Raw genomic sequence first — 15,704 nt, forward strand, 5'->3', positions numbered from 1 at the left:
AACTCAACGATAGGCTCCCCTCTCCCGGAGGGGAGGGGCCGGGGGTGGGGTCACTCAGGCCACCAGCGCCTGCTGGTACATCTGCTCATAAGCTGGCAGCAGCGTAGGCCAGTGAAAGGCGGTGCCCACCATCTGGCGGCACTGCGGGGCCAGCTCGGGCACACCGCCAGCGGCCTGCCAGCGGGCATGCAGCCGGTGCAGCGCGTCGGCAAACAGTGCGGGGTCGGCAGTAGGCAGCACCTCGCCGCAGCCGAACTCGCGGACGTAGCTGCCAAGGTTCGTGGCTTCGGTTACCACGCAGGGCACTCCCAGGGCCACGGTTTCGAGCACGGCGGTGGGCAGGCCCTCGTAGTGCGAAGTGTGGGCAAACACGTCGAGCTGGCCGAGCAGGCTGATTTTCTCGTCGCCGTAGCGGCTGCCGAGCAGCTGCACTGCGCCTACCGGGGCGGCGGCGGCCCACTGCGCCACGCGCTCGCGGTCGGGGCCATCGCCAATTACCCACAGCTCGGCCTCAGGCACTAGGTTGGCAAATTGGGCGAAGCCCAGTAGTAGGCATTCCAACCCTTTGTGGTGGTCGTCGAGCCGGCCGCAGAAACCCACCCGGAAGCGACCCGGCGCGGCTGGCGTAGCAGCGGCCACCGGCAGCGGCGGCTCGAAGCCGTAGGGTAGCAGCGCGGTGGGCAGCTCAGCGTTAAGACGATGCACGCCAGTTATCTCGCTCTGGCCTAGGCAGTGCACTCGTGCCGCCCGGCGCAGCAGGTAGTTTTCAAACACCCGCCCGTAAATCTGCTTCGTGAAGCCGCTTTTGCGCATAGCGGCCGGGCTATAGCTGCCGTGCGGCGTGAGCACAAACGGAATAGCCAGCGCGCTAAGCAGCCGCGCCGCTGAGAAGTACACCGGAATGAACGCCCCGTGCAAATGCACCACCGTGGGCGTGCCCGCCTGCTCGCGCAGCGCCTGCCGCAACTCAGCGGCTAGGCTGAAGGGGTTGCGCTGGGCCAGAAATAGCCGGGTGGCAAATTCGCGGGCCGGGTAGTTGTCGCTCAGGTCGCCCGTGATGCCCCACACCGCCACGTCGGCCCCAGCCCGGTGCTGCTGAGTGGCTAGTGCGTGCACCACTTTGTTCACGCCGTTCATGCGGTCAGGGTTAGCCTTGCCGAGGATTAGGTGGATAATTTTCACTGGAATAGTAGTTATAATGTTTTACAGAGAGTTATGCCGTGTGCGCTCGTCGCACGGCCCACAGCCAGTAGCCGCCTAGCACCAGCTGTGCTAGTAGCCAGCCCAGTACCACGCCGCTGGCTTGGTAATGCGCCGTAAGCCAACGCACGCTCGCCAGCGAGGCCCCGATGCTGAGCACGTAGCCTCCGAAGTAGTGCCGCGAGTCGGCCAGCAGGCGCACCGTCAGGCGCAGCGGGTACACGAGTAATATCACTACGTAGAGCACGCAGCACCAGCGTAGTAGGTCAGCGTATTGCGCCCCGCCGGCGGGGCCGAAGCGCGCCACTAGCGGGCCAGCTGCCAGGGCCAGCAGCGCCAGTAGCGGGCCGGCTGCAAACAGCATTTTTTTGGTGAGGGTCGCGCGCTGCGCGGCGAACTGGGCCGGGGCGTTGTAGAAGCTCTGACTGAGGCGCGGCAGGGCGTAGTTTTCCACAGCTTGCAAGCCTAGGTTGAACACGCCCATTGCCGTTTGAGCCAGGCGCAGCACGCCCAGCATAGCCGGCGAACCTACCCAACCCGCAAACACCAGCAGCACGTTGGCCGAGCCCCACTGGAGCAAGGCGGTAGGCACCAGCCAGCGGGCCTGCCGCCAGTGCCGCCGCCCAAAGCGCCGCAAGCTACTCAGGCTAAGCATAGGCCACTGACCTAGGGCCTTACCGCCTACCAGCAGCGCCGGCACGGTGGTGAGGCCCACGGCCCACACTACCTCGGCCAGCGTGGCCGGCGTGGGGCGCAGTGCCAGCACCACCAGCACCAGTAGCTGCCCACCCGCCGATAGCACGTCGCTTGCCAGGGCGGCTTGCACCTTGCCCTCGGCCAACAGTAGCTTGCGCAGGGTGTCTTGGCCACCAGCGGCGGTCAGCAGCACCACGAAGGCCGGCAGTACCGTGGCCGCCTGCGGCAGCAAACCGGCACCTAGGGCGGTGGCCGCCACCGCTAGCCCACTAAACGCTACTTGTAAGCCCAGCACCAACTGCCCGTAGGCTACCCGGTGCCGTGCCGCCAGCGTGCCCAGCACCACTTGCATGGGCTGCGTAATCACGGCGCCCTGCAAGGCCAGCGCTAGTAGCAGCACCAGTTGCCAGGCGCTGTACTCGCCGAAGGTAGCCAGCCCGCACAGCTTGGCGATGAAGATATTAGTGAGGAAATTAGTGGCGCTCACTATGGCTTGGCCTGCCACCACCCAGTAGCGCGGGGCCACCGAAAGCCGCCCTAGGCGTAGTGCCCAGGGCGGTAAGGCTAACGCTTGGCTCACGACTGCAAGTCGAGGTCGAGGCCACCTAGGGGCATGGCCACTGGCTCGGTGGCCGGGCGGGTAGCGCGGCGCGTCGAGAACAAGCGGCCCAGGCGCATGGCCAGCACGCGCAGCGGGCCAGGGGCATAGCCATCGCGGTTGAGGCAGAGCTGCACGTTGGGCAGGGCAAACTCCTGAATGAGCAAGTCGAGCTCGGCCAGGCGGCTAGTGGGCGTGGCGCGGCCGTCTATTACGACCAGGTTCACGGTGGCTCCGCTCATCACGGCCAGCGCGTGGCTGTCTTGGTTCAGGGGTAGGTTTTGCACTAGCAAAATCTCGTCGGGCTGGGCCTCAGGATTGGGCGAGGAAGCGTCGCGCAAGGTGATGGCGCGCAGCTTCAGACCCTTGGCTACCAATGCCTGGCGCAGGTGCTCAAAAAAGAATGCTTGGCCTTCTTTCTCCGTGAAAGCATTCACTACTAGCTTAGTGCCGGGCGCCAACATCCCTTTGAGGGCCAATCGGGTAGCTAGTTGCGTGAAGAAGGCCAACCGGCCGGCCAGCCCGCGCCCTAGGTGCGGAATGATGGCCGCCAGCGGGGTGCGCGTTTCTTTCTGCACGCCGTCGGCATCGCCGGGCGTCGAGCGCACGATGGACAGCAGATACACCAGCAGCGTGCCCACCAGCATACCTAGGAAGCCCGACAGCACCAGTACAAACGTGCGGTGCGGCGAGGTGGGCTCGGTCGGCACCAGGCCGGCCGCGATGATGCGGTGGTACGAGGTAGGCGTAGCCTTGGCAATTTCGGCCTCAGTAGCCTTCTCCCGCAGGAAGGTATACAGCTTCTCGTTGAGCTGAAAGTCGCGTTGCAGGATGGTCAGGTTCTTCTCGCGGGTGGGCAGGCCCACAAAGGCACCCTGCGCCTGCGCGATGGCGCGGTCGAGCTCGTGGCTCTTGATAGTGAGGTTGGTGCGCGTGTTGCGAATGCTTTCGAGCAGGTAGCCGTTGAGGTCGGCCAGCTTCATGTCCACCGTCTTTACCTTCTCATCTTCGGGCGTGAAGCGTAGTAGCAGGTCGTGCTTCTCGGCTTGCAGGTCCTTGATTTTCTTAACGATGTCCGTCGAAAGCATGTCGTTGAACGCCTCGAAGTTGGGGGCCAGCTCCAGGGCGCTCTTCTTGCCATCGGTCATGTAGCGGTAGAGGTCGTTGGCGGCGGCCAGGCTCATTTGCAGGTTGGCGCGCTGCATCTTCAGCTCCGATACCTTGTGCAGGTCGGTGTCGGTTTCCTGCTTGATGTTGACGATGCGCTTCATGTCACGGTACTGCTCCACCGTGTCTTCAGAGTGCGCCAGCGTGCGGCGCACGTCCTTTATCTGCGCACCAATGGTTTCGGCGGCGGAGTTAACCACCTTGTACTTTATCGCCAGGTAATCATCTAGGTACACCTCCGACAGCGCATTCACCAGGTCCGACGCCTTCTGCGGCACCGCACTCTGGTAACTGATGCGCAGCACCGGCACGTTGCGGTCGGTGCTGATTACGTCGAGGTGGCTGGCAATATCTTCGAGCAGCCGGGCGCGGTCGTGCTGCACCAGCTGGTAGTGGTCGGCCAGCGAAATATCGGGGCGCGCTTTCAGCAGCGAGTCATTGCGGCCAATGCGCAGTTCGGCCCCGCTCAGGCGCAGCACCTGGCCTACCTGGCCTTGGGTCATCTCGCCCGAAGGTGCAGTTACCTGCACGGTGCCGGCAGCGTCGATGCGCAAGTCAAAGGGCTGCTCGGTCCACTTGGGATTGGCCACTTTCATTTCGGCCGTGAAGGGGCTGGCGCGGTACATTTCGGTAGTGCGCACCTTGCCCACTCGGTAGGCGCTGAGGTCAAAGTCGAGGCGGTCGAGGGCGCGGCCCATCAGCAGCGACGAGCGCACCAGCTCTACTTCGGCGCTAGTGCGGTTGTCGCCCGAAAACGCGTCTAGGTTCTTGAGCAGCGTCGTGTTGAGCACGCCCTCATTCACGTCGGCCAGCTTGATTTTAGCCGTGCTTTCGTACATCGGCGTGGCGTAGCGCAGGTATTGCCAGGCGGCCGTCAAACCCAGGCCCGTGCATACCGCAATGATGGGTAGGCCGGTCCATAGTGGGCGCAGGGCACGCATATTTTGCTTAAACTCACTCATGACTAGCTAGTTATTGAAGGAAGCGAAATACGATAAAGAACGTGCTGATAATGGACGAGATGCCCAGGATGGTGGGTGACTTGCGGTCGAACTGCTTGCCGTTTTTGCTGGGCACGTACACCACGTCGCCGGGCAGTATCACCAGGTTGTCGCGCTCGAAGCCCGTCATTTTCGTGAGGTTTACTTCCGTGGCCAGCAAGCCTTTAGCATCCTGGCGCATTACTTTCACGTGGCGCTTGTCGGCATACACGCCAAAGTCGCCGGCCTTGCCCAGCACCTCTACCAGCGTGTTGCGCTCCTTTTCGAGGCGCTGCTTGCCGGGGGCGTTCACTTCGCCGAGCACGGTAGTTTCCAGGTTCAGCACCTTGATAACCAGCTGCGGATTTACTATCCACTTGCTTAGGACTTTTTCCAGCTGCGCTTCGGCTTCCGCGATGGTGAGGCCCTCCACGTGGTAGTTGCCCACCTTGGGCACGTTGAGGTTGCCGAAGGCATCGACCAGCTCCCACTTGCCCTCGTTTTCGCTCACGGGGTAGTGCCCGTAGATGGAGCCCACGCTCAGCTCTTCGTGGTCGAACACGCTGATGGTGACCTTATCATCCTTGCGCAGGCGGTACTGGTAGTCGGCCCCCACCGACAGGGCCGCCGCCGGCGGCAGCGGCTGCTTGGTGACAAACAGGTTCTGGGTGCAGCTACTCAGCAGGCCCAGCACCAGCACGGTGGCCAAGCGCAACAGCCCCGACGATAATAGTAATTTTTTCATGTACATAAATAGATAGCACCCGCACGCCCAACCCCAGTTAATTACTTAACCTATAGCGAAAACAGCGATAAAAACTTCGATTTAGCCTTTACTTTCTGGCGGCTGGCCAGTAGCTCCTGCACCTGCTCTACCTTGGCGAGCACGGCGGCCAGGCGGTCGGTGAGCTGCTCGTCTTTCACCACATAGTCGAAGGCCCCGAATTTGAGCGAATCGACGGCTACCTGCACCTGCTGCTGCCCGCTCACGAGCACCACGTAGATGTCGGGGTTGAAGCGCTTGATGGCCTTGAGCGCATCGGTGCCCGACACGCTGCCCATCATCTGGTCCAGAAAAATGATGTCCGGCTCCTCGATGAGGGCGTCGAGGCACGAAGCGCCGTTGTCGAAGGTCTGAATGTTGTCGAAGCCCAGCCCCCGAATGGAGTGTTCCATCAGCTGGCGGCAGAAGTGGTCGTCATCGACCAGGAAAATTTTGGAAGGTTTGGCGAGCATGGCGTGATACGTTTGGCCCGGCATAGGCCAACGCGGTGCCAGGAAGACATTTTTTTATAAATTCTTGATATCAAGCACTTTATACCACATCCACAAAAGCCCGCATTCTATTTTCCAGAATTGAGTCTGAAAAGTAGAGCCTACGGCTGAGGCTTTCTGGCGGCCGGCCGCGCCACTTTTGGGGCCCGAAAAACCTCTTTTTCTACCCGCAGAGTCCGCCCCCAAACCACTACCTGCCCCAGGCCAACCTACCTGGGGCAGGTGGCGGCAGCACAGCCGCCCCCGGCGCAACAAGAAGCCCCGGCTGCCAGGGTGGCGGCCGGGGCTTTTGTGCTTCGTGTGCTACCCAACGAGAGGCACTTTTCAAGGTTGGCGAAGTACCTTAGTAGCTAGCACTGCCAACCAATTTAGTTATCCTGCTCTGATGCTTACTGAACTTATTGAGGAAACCCTGACGCCCAAGCTGCGCGGCGGGTACTATACCCCGCCTGCCATCGCAAAATTTTTGGCCGATTGGGTAATCCAGCGTCCTACTGATACTGTGCTGGAACCAAGCTGTGGCGACGGCGAGCTAGCAGTGGCCGCAGCTACCAAACTACTAGAACTCGGAGCAACTTCGCGGGCAGTTGGTCAGCAGTTACGCGCTACTGAATTATTTGAATCTGAGGCTCGCGTAGCTCGTCAGTGGTTAGCACAGGGCTACTTCTTGCCTTTCATAAAAATAGATTAACCTACTTTGTTTTCGATTGCAGCAATAAAAGCAGGTAATTGATTTTCATTTTGAATAAATACCTCGTAGCGCTCATTACCCACACTACCTTTCTTTTTTTGACCTGGCCGTATTCGGTCAACCGTTGTGAAATTAATACTATTAGTGAAATCTAAGTCAGTATTAATTTGCAAAAATGCCTTATACCCTCCTTTACCCGTATTTGCAATTATAGAGAAGGTCAGACCATTAGGAGTTGATAGCTTTATCTTAGAGCTTTGTACTAGCACCTCTGGCAATCCATACCTTGCTAAGAAATTATAGAATATATTATACAGACGGCTGCTTTCATGAAGCACCCCAAAATACAAATCCACTTCAGTAGTTACAGGTTTACCATCAATTACATTTTTGATTTTATGTATTTTCTCACTATTCTCCTTCTCAATCCCATCATCAGGGTCATTATTCAGGAAATCTAGCAGAAAATAACCTTCCTCGTACCACCCGTAGCGGATAAGTGTAATTACCTCCTTTTTCTTGCGAGCACGCTCTATATCTGGCTGACTAAAAGCCTGCGCTATCAAAATAACCTCTACATCCTTAGATATCAATGTAGACTTGGGAAGAACTACTTCGTGCTGTTCTAAGGCAAGCAAGTAAATCGTAGCGAAATTATCTTCGATAAATTCGCGATAATCACTCGCTTGGTCATTAATATTTTTATCCCTGTCTTTTTTGAGTTCTATAACTACAAACCGCTTTGTGGAGGGGTTGTAAGCCAGAATATCGACTCTTCCGGCTGTACCTCTACTGCGTACTTGCCCATCTAATTTGAACTCGCGGGTAATAAAAGTATAGCTAGGAAAGAGCATGACCCAGTGCTCCGCCAAGAAACGACTCAGTTCCGCCTCAGTTTTACGTAATGGCTGTAATAGCTTCTTCGCTTTCGCACTAAGCAATTTCATTAGAAATATTGGTTGAGAATGGGCGTACAATACGAACCAGCTTAGCATATATTTGCTGTAATTCAGCATAGTCTTCGGTTGACCAAAGGCTGTCTTCCGGTAGCGCCGCTTCTAGCAAATCATATTCTGCTATAGCTAGGCGAAGATGCTCAGCGGATTCTACTGGGATAGTCATTTGCTTCATGTGATGCGGTCGTGGCTCATCTACTACAATAACACGCAAAGTAAGCAGTATCTGGTAGGCTATTCTTCAACCTATGCCCGCGCTGACAATTGCGCCGGAACAACTAGTTGATTTTGGAGCGGCTTGGACAGCCAAAGGAGGTAGCTTAGGCCGTACCTCCCCGTTTTCCTCTAGTGACCTAGGCCGCCTTTTCGATGTTACAGTTGGCCGGGCGCTGGCCGTGATGCTGGGCGGCATCCCGATTGACTACGCGCCCAGTTCTACGGCGCTCAAGCCCGCTCAGTCCGACTGCATGGAGGTAGGCCCGGTGCGCGTCATCGGTGGCGTGCGCCCCCAAAACTTCGATGTGGGCTACCGCCCCGATGGCATCCGCTTCGCCTTCGACTCCAAAACGCTGAATGACGCCAAAAGTGTAGGCAAAAACTGGCAGAATATGGTGAATGACCTGGCCACGGAAGCTACAACGGTACACACACGCTTTCCGCACGCAGTAGTTGGATTTATGGTCATTATTCCGGCCCCGTGCATCAGCCCGGCCCGACTATCGGCACTGGTTCAGACACTAGAGCGCCTGACCGGCCGCCGCAACGTAAACGACTCCTTTCACCGGGCCGAGGCGGCAGCTTTAGTTATCTGGGACCCCGCTACGGGAGAAATAAGCCAAGAGGCCCCAAAGCTGGATTCACCATTGCGACTAGAAGCCTTTTCGGCACAGGTGCAGGAAGTTTATAATAGCCGCTACAAAGGATTGCCACCCCACGCCGGAGAATAGACGGGCCTGATAAGAGGAGAATAAATACAAACCGTACAGATGCTCTTAACTCAACATCTTGAATTGGCCCGGTGCCCGCACTGCCGAATTGACCATCCGAACCTGAGCAGCGCTAATTTTTTAGTTGGCAATCAAGGAGCAGCAGGTCTTACCACAACAGACCATTTGGGGCAGAATAAGCGCTTGTGGAAGGTATACACTTGCTCACGCTGTGGTGGCGCGGTTACTGCGGCAGCAACGCTCTACAGCAATGGGTCAATTGATGATGTTTCCGAAATTTATCCTGCCCCCATACAGGTAGACGAAGCCCTTCCGCCCACAGCCAAAGAGTACCTGACCCAAGCTATCAATAGTTTACACGCACCGGCTGGCTCGGTCATGTTATGCGCCAGCGCCGTTGATGCCATGCTGAAAGCGAAGAGCTACACTAGTGGCAGCCTCTACACTCGCATTAATAAAGCCGCTGCCGACCACCTCATTACAGAAGGCATGAAGGAGTGGGCGCACGAGGTACGGCTCGATGCCAACGACCAGCGTCACGCCGACGAGGCCGCTACCCTGCCTACCACCGCCGACGCCCAGCGCAGCATTGAGTTTGCGCAGGCGTTAGGACAGTTCTTGTTTGTACTGCCTGCGCAAGTAGCGAGAGGCCGGGCTTCCGCCCAAGCCACAAGTACTACCTAATCTTTCGTACAGCTATGAAAATCAATACTTGCCAGCCAATTGCTGGCTACCCCATTCTGCAAATTCGTGACTTGTTTAAATGGCGCAGTACGCTTTGTCGTGAGAACATAGAGGACAAATTAAAAATATCAACTCCAAGAGCAGCTAAGCTACTCAAAGAGCTGGTGCAGCTAGGCTACCTGGAATTGATGCCCTCCGACTTTCCCGAAGAAAAAGGACGGTGGTTTGAATTAACGCCCGCGGGCCGCACGCTGGCCCTGGCCCGCGCCGTGCCCGCCATGCAGCGAGCGAAAGCCGAGAAGCTATTAGCCGAGTTTCTGGACCGGGTGCGGGAGGTAAACGCCAGCGCCGATTTCTTATACAAGGTGGATAAGGTAGTAGTATTTGGCTCCTTCCTACGGCCGGAAGTAGCTGAACTGAATGACCTAGACGTAGCGGTAGAGCTAACCAGCAAATTTGCTAACGGCGACCAGCGGCGAGCCGCTAGCGATGCGTTGGTAGCAAAGGCTTATGCAGCAGGACGCTCATTCTCTGGCTTTATGGATGAGTTGATGTACCCCTACAATATGGTCAAAACCTTTCTGCGCAACCGCTCACGCTATATAAGCCTGCACACCACTGATGATGAAGTGCTGACCCTAACCGAAACCCGCCAAGTATTTCCGATACCTATCTAACTTCACTCAGCTCATGCCTAGGTCAAAAAAGCAGCCCAATGCGCCCAAGCGCACTCATCCTATTCCGCTCAGCCACTACCACGAAGCCGTGCGGCAGCATTTTGGCTGGGCACCTTCCGACTATGAATTACTGGAGAATTGGCCTGATGGCCCGGCACTGGTTAAGCACGGCGACAACGTGTATCGCGTCGATAATGCCCACGACATAAATGAACAAGCTCGCCTCATGCTGACCAGTAAGGACGAGGCCATGCACATTCCGGCCGCGTGGGCTAATGAGCTGTTTGAGGATGCTTACGTGCGACCAGCATTTTACCCTCGCTTCTTAGATGCGATGGAGCTACCTCGCGCCCAGGCGCTGGTTGAATTGCAGTATGTGTTAGCTGTCTATCAAACTGTCAAAGAAGGCCCAGCCACCTTTTGGGAAACTGTCGAAGCATTAGATGATATTGGCCTCTACCCGGCCGCATTAGTTGCGGCTGCCGAAGTATTCGATTTAGAGGCGCTGGTAGGTGAGCTAGCCGAATTCCTCTATACCGACGGCGAAAATTATTTATCGGAAATGCAAGATGGAATTTTTGAATCCATCAGCATTAATGAAGAAGATGAGACAGATAACAGTATTTTTTACATATACGATAAAGACCCCATAAGCTGGGAAATAGCAAAGGAAGAATTAGCTACTTAGCTACCCCAGCCGCGCCAGCAGCTCAAACAGTGGCTGGTTGACGTAATAGTTGGCCGTTACGAGGCGGTGCTTCACCAGCAAGCCATCGGCGGCCAGTTGGTTGAGGTAGGAGGCGGCCGTGGGGCGGCTCACCTTCAACTCGGCTTGCAAAAACTCGATGCGGGTGTGGTGTAGGGGTGGCGAAACAGGTTGTTGAGCAAGTCCTGGCTGTAAAACTTGTAGCCTCGCAGCAGTTGCTTCGTTTGCTGCATCAGTTGGCGCATTTCGCTGATGAGCACGATGCTTTCACGAGCCGTTTGCTCTACGCCCGTGAGCAGGTAGAGCAGCCACGGCTCCCAGTTGCCGGTGTCGCGCACGGCTTGCAGGTGCTGGTAGTAGTCGGCCTTATTGCGGATGATAAAGCGGCTCAGATAAAGCACCGGAATATCGAGCAAGCCCTTCAGCACCAGGTATAGAATAGTGAGAATGCGACCGGTGCGGCCATTGCCATCATAAAACGGGTGGATGCTTTCAAATTGCAGGTGCAATACAGCCATTTTCTATACACTTCTTAGCTCAGAGATACGCTAACCCACGCCAGCCCTCCCCTACCCCCGCAACGCCGCCGCTACGGCATCGAGGCGGCGCACCAGCTCCTCGTTGCTAGGGAAGAAGGGGCGCAGCTCGGCGGGCAGCGTGTCGGTGAGGGTGTAGGTGGCCACGCCGATGGGCTTACCGATGTCGCGCAGGGCAAACTCCACTACCGTGCGCTGCTTGCTCTGGCAGATAATAATGCCGATGCTGGGCTGCTCGTGGGGCTTGCGCACCTGCTCGTTGAGCAGCGAGAGGTAAAAATTCAGCTTGCCCGCGTACTCGGGCTTAAACTCGGTTACTTTCAGCTCCAGGGCCACCAGGCACTGTAGGCCGCGGTGAAACAGCAGCAGGTCGATGAAATACTCCTGCCCCGCCAGCTCCAGCCGGTACTGGTTGCCGACGAAGGCGAAGTCGCCGCCCATCTCCACCAGAAAGCGGCGCACGTTGCCGAGCAGCGCCTGCTCCAGCTCGTGCTCGGCGTGCTCGGCCGCCAGCCCCAGAAAGCCAAACGCGTACTCGTCGCGCAGGGCCAGGGTGGCGGCGGGCAGTTGGGCGGGCGCCAGGGCCTGGGCAAAATTGTGCTGGGCCAGCACGGTGTGGTCATAGGCGCGGGCGCGGATTTGCTGCTCCAGCACGGCCTTGGTCCAGTTGTTGGCGCGGGTTTGCGTCAGGTAATAAAGCCGCTCAGCGGCGGACTTGCACTTGGTTAAAATCAGCAGGTTATGCGTCCAGTTAATTTCTGCAACCAATGGTTGCAGAATTGCATCGTCTTTGTAAGCCGAGTAAAACTCCTGCATGTACCATAGGTTGCGGGACGAAAACCCGGCCATGCCCGCAAACTCCGCTTGCAGGTCGCGGGCCAGGGTTTCGACCACGCTTTTGCCCCAGCCGTGCTGCTGCTGGCGCTCGGCAATGAGGCGGCCCAGGTCCCAGTACAGCTGCATTTGCTGCTGGTTTACTTGCTGCAAGGCGCGGTACTGGGCCTCGCGCACGCGCTGCTTCACGGCCAGCAGCAGGGTGGAGTAGTCGGCGGGGGTGGGCTGCATAGTAGTGGGGCGATGGTAGAATGAGCCAGCAACTTACGCTACTCGCAGCGTTGAGTAAGCGCAATTCAGTAACCCACCCCGCAGTATGTATCTCATCGGCACGAGCAGCGAGGTAGTGCGCCGGCACTTCGAAAAGCAGTAGCCGCCAGATTTTAAATCAGTCAAAAACGCTTTGCCCGGCCAGGCAGGGCGTTTTTGTTTTACCTGGCCCGCTGCCGGGGCCCGGCCCGCGCCGGGCTGCTGCCTAACTTCGTAGGCGACGCCCGCCTGAGTCGGCCGTACCGCTGGTAGTGGGCAGGGCGTCAAGTACCTCTCGTCTCATGTCCTCTTTTTCTGCTGAGTTTCCGACCTCGCCGCCCGCCGCCTCCGACCAATACCAGGCGCTGCTGCAAGGCATGGAGCAGGCCTTTTGCCGGCTCGAAATTTTGTTCGACGCCCAGGGCGAAGCCATCGACTGCCTGTTTCTGGAAGCTAACCCGGCCTTCGAGCGGCAAACCAGCCTGGGCAACCCGGTGGGCAAAACTATGCGCGAAATGAACGCCGCCTACGCCGGGCCCTGGGTACGCAGCTACAGCGCGGTAGTGCGCGGCGGGCAGTCGGTGCATTTCGAACAGGAGTCGACGGCGGGCGGCAGCTGGTACGACATCTTTGCCGCACCCGTTGGGCCGCCCGGCAGCCCCCAGGTAGCGGTGCTGTTCAGCGACATCAGCGAGCGCAAGCGCCGCGAGCGCAGCCTGCGCTGCCTGGCCGACATCACCAGCGACCTCAACGGCCTGCCCGAGGTAGCGGCCCTGGTGCCGGCCGTGGCCGCCCGGCTGGGCGCGCACCTGCGCCTGGCCACCTGCTACTTCATCGGCCTCGACGATGCCACCGCGCGGGTGCAGGTGCTCGGGGGCTGGCACCAGCCCGACGTGCCGCCGCTGCCCCCCGAGGCCGACCTGGCGCAGTGCCTGCCGCCCGGCACCATCCGGGCACTGCGGGCGGGCGAAACCGTGGCCGTGGCCGACGCCCCTACCCCGCCGGCCGGGGCCTGCATGAGCCTGGGCGGGGCCTACGTGGTGGCTCCCGTGCACCGCGAAGGCACCTGGCGGCACCTGCTGCTGGCCACGGCGGGCACCAGCCGCGCCTGGCACCCCGAGGAAATAGAGCTGCTGCAAGAAGCCGCTCTGCGCCTGGGCACGCGCCTTGCCCGCGCCCGCGCCGAAGACGCCCTGCGCGAGTCGGAAGAGCTGTTCAGGGCGGTGGCCAACCTGGTGCCCGAGTTTTTGTGGCGCAACGACGCGCAGGGCCACACCAGCTGGCTCAACCAGCGCTGGACGGCCTACACCGGCCAGTCGCTGCCCGAGGCCGTGGGCGACGGCTGGCTCGACGCCATCCACCCCGACGACCGGGTGCAAACTACGGCCAACTTTCGGGCGGCGCTGGTGGCCGGGCACCCGCTGCGCCAGGAGCACCGCATTCGCGACCACGCGGGCGTGTACCGCTGGTTTATGGTGCAGGCGCTGCCCGTGCTCGACCCGCAAGGGCGCATCAAGGAGTGGCTGGGCAGCGCCACCGACATCCACGAGCGCAAGCAGCTCGAAGAGCAGCTGCTGGCCTTCAATGGGCAGCTGGAGCGGCAAGTGGCCGAGCGCACCCGGGCCTTGCAAAAAAGCAACCACCTGCTGCAAGCCATTACCAAAACCCAAACCGTGGCTTTGAGCGCCTTCCAGGCCGTGCGCAATGCCGGCGGCCACATCATCGACCTCGAATACCTGTTTTCTAATGAACGGCCCGACGCCTCGCCCGGCAACGCGGCCGCACCGGGCAGCCGCTACCTGGCGCGGTTTCCGGAGGCCGAGCGGGCGGGCTTTCTACCCTCCTACCGCCGCGTTATCGAAACCGGGGCGATGGAAGACCTGGAGCTGCTGTATTCCGACGCCCACCGCACGGGCTGGTACCGCAGCATTGCCACCCGCCTGGGCGATGGCGTGCTGGTGAGCAGCGAAGACATCACGGCCCGCAAGCAGGCCGAGCAGGAGCGCGCTACTACCCTTCAACTACTGGAGCAGGTGGAGGTAGTGGCCGGGCTGGGCAGTTGGCGCTACGACGTGGCCACTGGCGCGCTGGCGTGGTCGGAGGGGCTGTACCGGCTGTTTGAGCTGCCGCTGGGCACGCCCGTGACGCCGCGCGTGTACCTCGACTACGTGGTGCCCGACGACCGGCCCATCGCGGAATGCCTGCTGCAAAAGCTGGTGGGGGCGCCGAGCGGGTTTGAGAAAACCATGCGCATTCAGGTGGGCGGGCGGCTCAAAACCATCCGCATCAAGGCCGTGGTGACGTACTACGAGAAGGGCCAGCCCACGCAGGTGCTGGGCGTCGACCTGGACCTCAGCGAGCTCAAGCGCCTGGAGGCCGAAAACCTGCACATGCGCCTGCACCAGCAGCAAGAGCGCATCGCGGCCGTACTGGAGGCCCAGGAAGAAGAGCGCCGCCGCGTGGCCGAAACCCTGCACAACGGCCTGGGCCAGGTGCTGTACGCGGCCAAATTGCAGCTCGACCAGCTGAATATGACGCCGCTACGCGAAGCCTCGCCCGCGCTGGCCACCGCCCGCCGCGAGGCCGACCGCCTGCTGTCGGAGGCCATTATGCAAACCCGCACCATCTCGCACGAGCTCACGCCGGGCAGCGTGGCCGAGTTTGGGCTGGCCGTGGCGCTGCGCGACATCTGCCGGGGCCTGAGCAGCCCGCAGCTGCACTGGCAGTGCCTGGTGCACCTCGACGACGACGAGCCGCCCCTGCCCCAGCCCCTGCAAGTGGCCGTGTACCGCCTGGCCCAGGAGCTGGCCCAGAATATCGTGAAGCACGCCCGCGCCCGCCACGCCGCCCTTGAGGTCGAAACCCTACCCGGCTGGGTGGTGCTGCGCTCTGAAGACGACGGCCAGGGCTTCGAGCCCAGCCGCTCGACCAGCGGCATCGGCCTCAAAACGCTGCGCCACCGCGTGGCGCTGCTCGGCGGCACCGTGCATTTAACCTCGGGCGTGGGCCAGGGCACGCAGGTGCAGGTGCGCATTCCGCTGCCGCCCAGCTAATAACCGGGGGCAGTTGCTGTGCGTTACCTTGCCACCGGCTGCGGCCGGCGCGGGGCGGCGGGGCCGCCTTTTTACCTGCACTTATTCCTTTTTCCTTTTCCTACCTACCTGGTTTTCAGGCAGGGCCTGCTTTTGCCATGACCCGTCTTTTTGTAGTCGACGACCATACCGTGCTGCGCACCGGCCTGCGCGCGCTGCTGGCCCAGGAGCCCGGCATCGAGCTGGTGGGCGAGGCCGCCAACGGCGAGGAGCTGCTCGACCAGCTGCCCACCACGCCCACCGACGTAGTGCTGCTCGACATGAACATGCCCGTGCTCGACGGCGTGGCCACCGCCCGCCGCCTGCGCGCCGAGCACCCGCACCTGCGCGTGCTCATGCTCTCGATGGTCGACCAGCCCCGCAGCATCGGGCAGGCCATGGCGGCCGGGGCGCACGGCTACCTGCTCAAAAACGCC

The 15,704-nt window shown here is 60.0% G+C and carries 17 protein-coding genes; 7 read left to right on the top strand and 10 right to left on the bottom strand.

Going from position 1 to position 15,704, the window contains the following annotated elements; translation table 11 throughout:
* Positions 1 to 54: 54 nt before the first annotated feature.
* From VFO93_RS16945 to VFO93_RS16965, 5 genes are read right to left on the bottom strand one after another with little or no spacing between them, the layout of a single operon-like run.
* On the bottom strand, positions 55 to 1,182 hold the full coding sequence (locus VFO93_RS16945; RefSeq protein ID WP_325135561.1) for a glycosyltransferase family 4 protein: 1,128 nt from the start codon (positions 1,180 to 1,182) through the stop codon (positions 55 to 57).
* Positions 1,183 to 1,213: 31 nt separating this feature from the next.
* Positions 1,214 to 2,476 (bottom strand): hypothetical protein, encoded by a 1,263-nt coding sequence (locus VFO93_RS16950; RefSeq protein ID WP_325135562.1) that lies wholly within the window; start codon positions 2,474 to 2,476, stop codon positions 1,214 to 1,216.
* Positions 2,473 to 4,623 carry a GumC family protein gene (locus VFO93_RS16955; protein ID WP_325135563.1) on the bottom strand — a complete coding sequence of 717 codons (2,151 nt, stop codon included), beginning with the start codon at positions 4,621 to 4,623 and terminating at the stop codon, positions 2,473 to 2,475. Before VFO93_RS16955 ends, VFO93_RS16950 begins: the two co-directional genes overlap by 4 nt.
* Before the next feature lie 10 nt (positions 4,624 to 4,633).
* Positions 4,634 to 5,386, bottom strand: coding sequence for a polysaccharide biosynthesis/export family protein (locus VFO93_RS16960; protein ID WP_325135564.1), 753 nt, complete (start codon positions 5,384 to 5,386; stop codon positions 4,634 to 4,636).
* A gap of 50 nt (positions 5,387 to 5,436) precedes the next feature.
* Positions 5,437 to 5,877 (bottom strand): response regulator, encoded by a 441-nt coding sequence (locus VFO93_RS16965; RefSeq protein WP_325135565.1) that lies wholly within the window; start codon positions 5,875 to 5,877, stop codon positions 5,437 to 5,439.
* 424 nt (positions 5,878 to 6,301) lie between these two features.
* On the opposite strand from VFO93_RS16965, the gene VFO93_RS16970 reads away from it, so the two are divergent.
* The gene (locus VFO93_RS16970; RefSeq protein ID WP_325135566.1) at positions 6,302 to 6,607 is read left to right on the top strand and encodes an N-6 DNA methylase; all 306 of its coding nucleotides are present in this window, start codon (positions 6,302 to 6,304) and stop codon (positions 6,605 to 6,607) included.
* Here the strand turns inward: VFO93_RS16970 and VFO93_RS16975 are convergent.
* The gene (locus tag VFO93_RS16975) at positions 6,604 to 7,554 is read right to left on the bottom strand and encodes a hypothetical protein (protein WP_325135567.1); all 951 of its coding nucleotides are present in this window, start codon (positions 7,552 to 7,554) and stop codon (positions 6,604 to 6,606) included. The two genes, VFO93_RS16970 and VFO93_RS16975, sit on opposite strands and share 4 nt — an antisense overlap.
* The gene (locus tag VFO93_RS16980; RefSeq protein WP_325135568.1) at positions 7,541 to 7,777 is read right to left on the bottom strand and encodes a hypothetical protein; all 237 of its coding nucleotides are present in this window, start codon (positions 7,775 to 7,777) and stop codon (positions 7,541 to 7,543) included. The genes VFO93_RS16975 and VFO93_RS16980 overlap by 14 nt, the downstream gene beginning before the upstream one ends.
* Positions 7,778 to 7,811: 34 nt before the next feature.
* Here VFO93_RS16980 and VFO93_RS16985 point away from each other — a divergent pair, with 34 nt between their 5' ends.
* From VFO93_RS16985 to VFO93_RS17000, 4 genes are read left to right on the top strand one after another with little or no spacing between them, the layout of a single operon-like run.
* Positions 7,812 to 8,510, top strand: a complete 699-nt coding sequence (locus tag VFO93_RS16985) for a hypothetical protein (RefSeq protein ID WP_325135569.1) — start codon at positions 7,812 to 7,814, stop codon at positions 8,508 to 8,510.
* A gap of 39 nt (positions 8,511 to 8,549) precedes the next feature.
* A complete protein-coding gene (locus VFO93_RS16990) occupies positions 8,550 to 9,194 on the top strand; it encodes a DUF4145 domain-containing protein (RefSeq protein WP_325135570.1) in 645 nt (214 codons plus the stop codon).
* Positions 9,195 to 9,208: 14 nt separating this feature from the next.
* The gene (locus VFO93_RS16995; protein ID WP_325135571.1) at positions 9,209 to 9,871 is read left to right on the top strand and encodes a nucleotidyltransferase domain-containing protein; all 663 of its coding nucleotides are present in this window, start codon (positions 9,209 to 9,211) and stop codon (positions 9,869 to 9,871) included.
* Positions 9,872 to 9,884: 13 nt separating this feature from the next.
* Complete coding sequence (locus tag VFO93_RS17000; RefSeq protein WP_325135572.1) at positions 9,885 to 10,559, top strand: hypothetical protein; 675 nt, start codon at positions 9,885 to 9,887, stop codon at positions 10,557 to 10,559.
* On the opposite strand, the gene VFO93_RS17005 is transcribed toward VFO93_RS17000, so the two are convergent.
* The 3 genes from VFO93_RS17005 to VFO93_RS17015 are packed head-to-tail and all read right to left on the bottom strand — an operon-like array spanning position 10,560 to position 12,178.
* Positions 10,560 to 10,709 (bottom strand): hypothetical protein, encoded by a 150-nt coding sequence (locus tag VFO93_RS17005; protein ID WP_325135573.1) that lies wholly within the window; start codon positions 10,707 to 10,709, stop codon positions 10,560 to 10,562.
* Positions 10,694 to 11,095 (bottom strand): Fic family protein, encoded by a 402-nt coding sequence (locus VFO93_RS17010; protein ID WP_325135574.1) that lies wholly within the window; start codon positions 11,093 to 11,095, stop codon positions 10,694 to 10,696. The genes VFO93_RS17005 and VFO93_RS17010 overlap by 16 nt, the downstream gene beginning before the upstream one ends.
* Positions 11,096 to 11,146: 51 nt before the next feature.
* Positions 11,147 to 12,178: a PDDEXK nuclease domain-containing protein gene (locus VFO93_RS17015; RefSeq protein WP_325135575.1), complete on the bottom strand. Its 1,032-nt coding sequence runs from the start codon at positions 12,176 to 12,178 to the stop codon at positions 11,147 to 11,149.
* Positions 12,179 to 12,498: 320 nt separating this feature from the next.
* Between VFO93_RS17015 and VFO93_RS17020 the strand changes: the two genes are divergently transcribed.
* Both VFO93_RS17020 and VFO93_RS17025 read left to right on the top strand, forming a co-directional pair.
* Positions 12,499 to 15,249 (top strand): PAS domain S-box protein, encoded by a 2,751-nt coding sequence (locus VFO93_RS17020; protein WP_325135576.1) that lies wholly within the window; start codon positions 12,499 to 12,501, stop codon positions 15,247 to 15,249.
* A 137-nt stretch (positions 15,250 to 15,386) separates the two neighbouring features.
* Positions 15,387 to 15,704: response regulator transcription factor (locus tag VFO93_RS17025; protein ID WP_325135577.1), on the top strand; the 318-nt coding region annotated here is incomplete at its 3' end.

This window comes from Hymenobacter sp. (assembly GCF_035709525.1).
Classification (GTDB): Bacteria; Bacteroidota; Bacteroidia; order Cytophagales; family Hymenobacteraceae; genus Hymenobacter.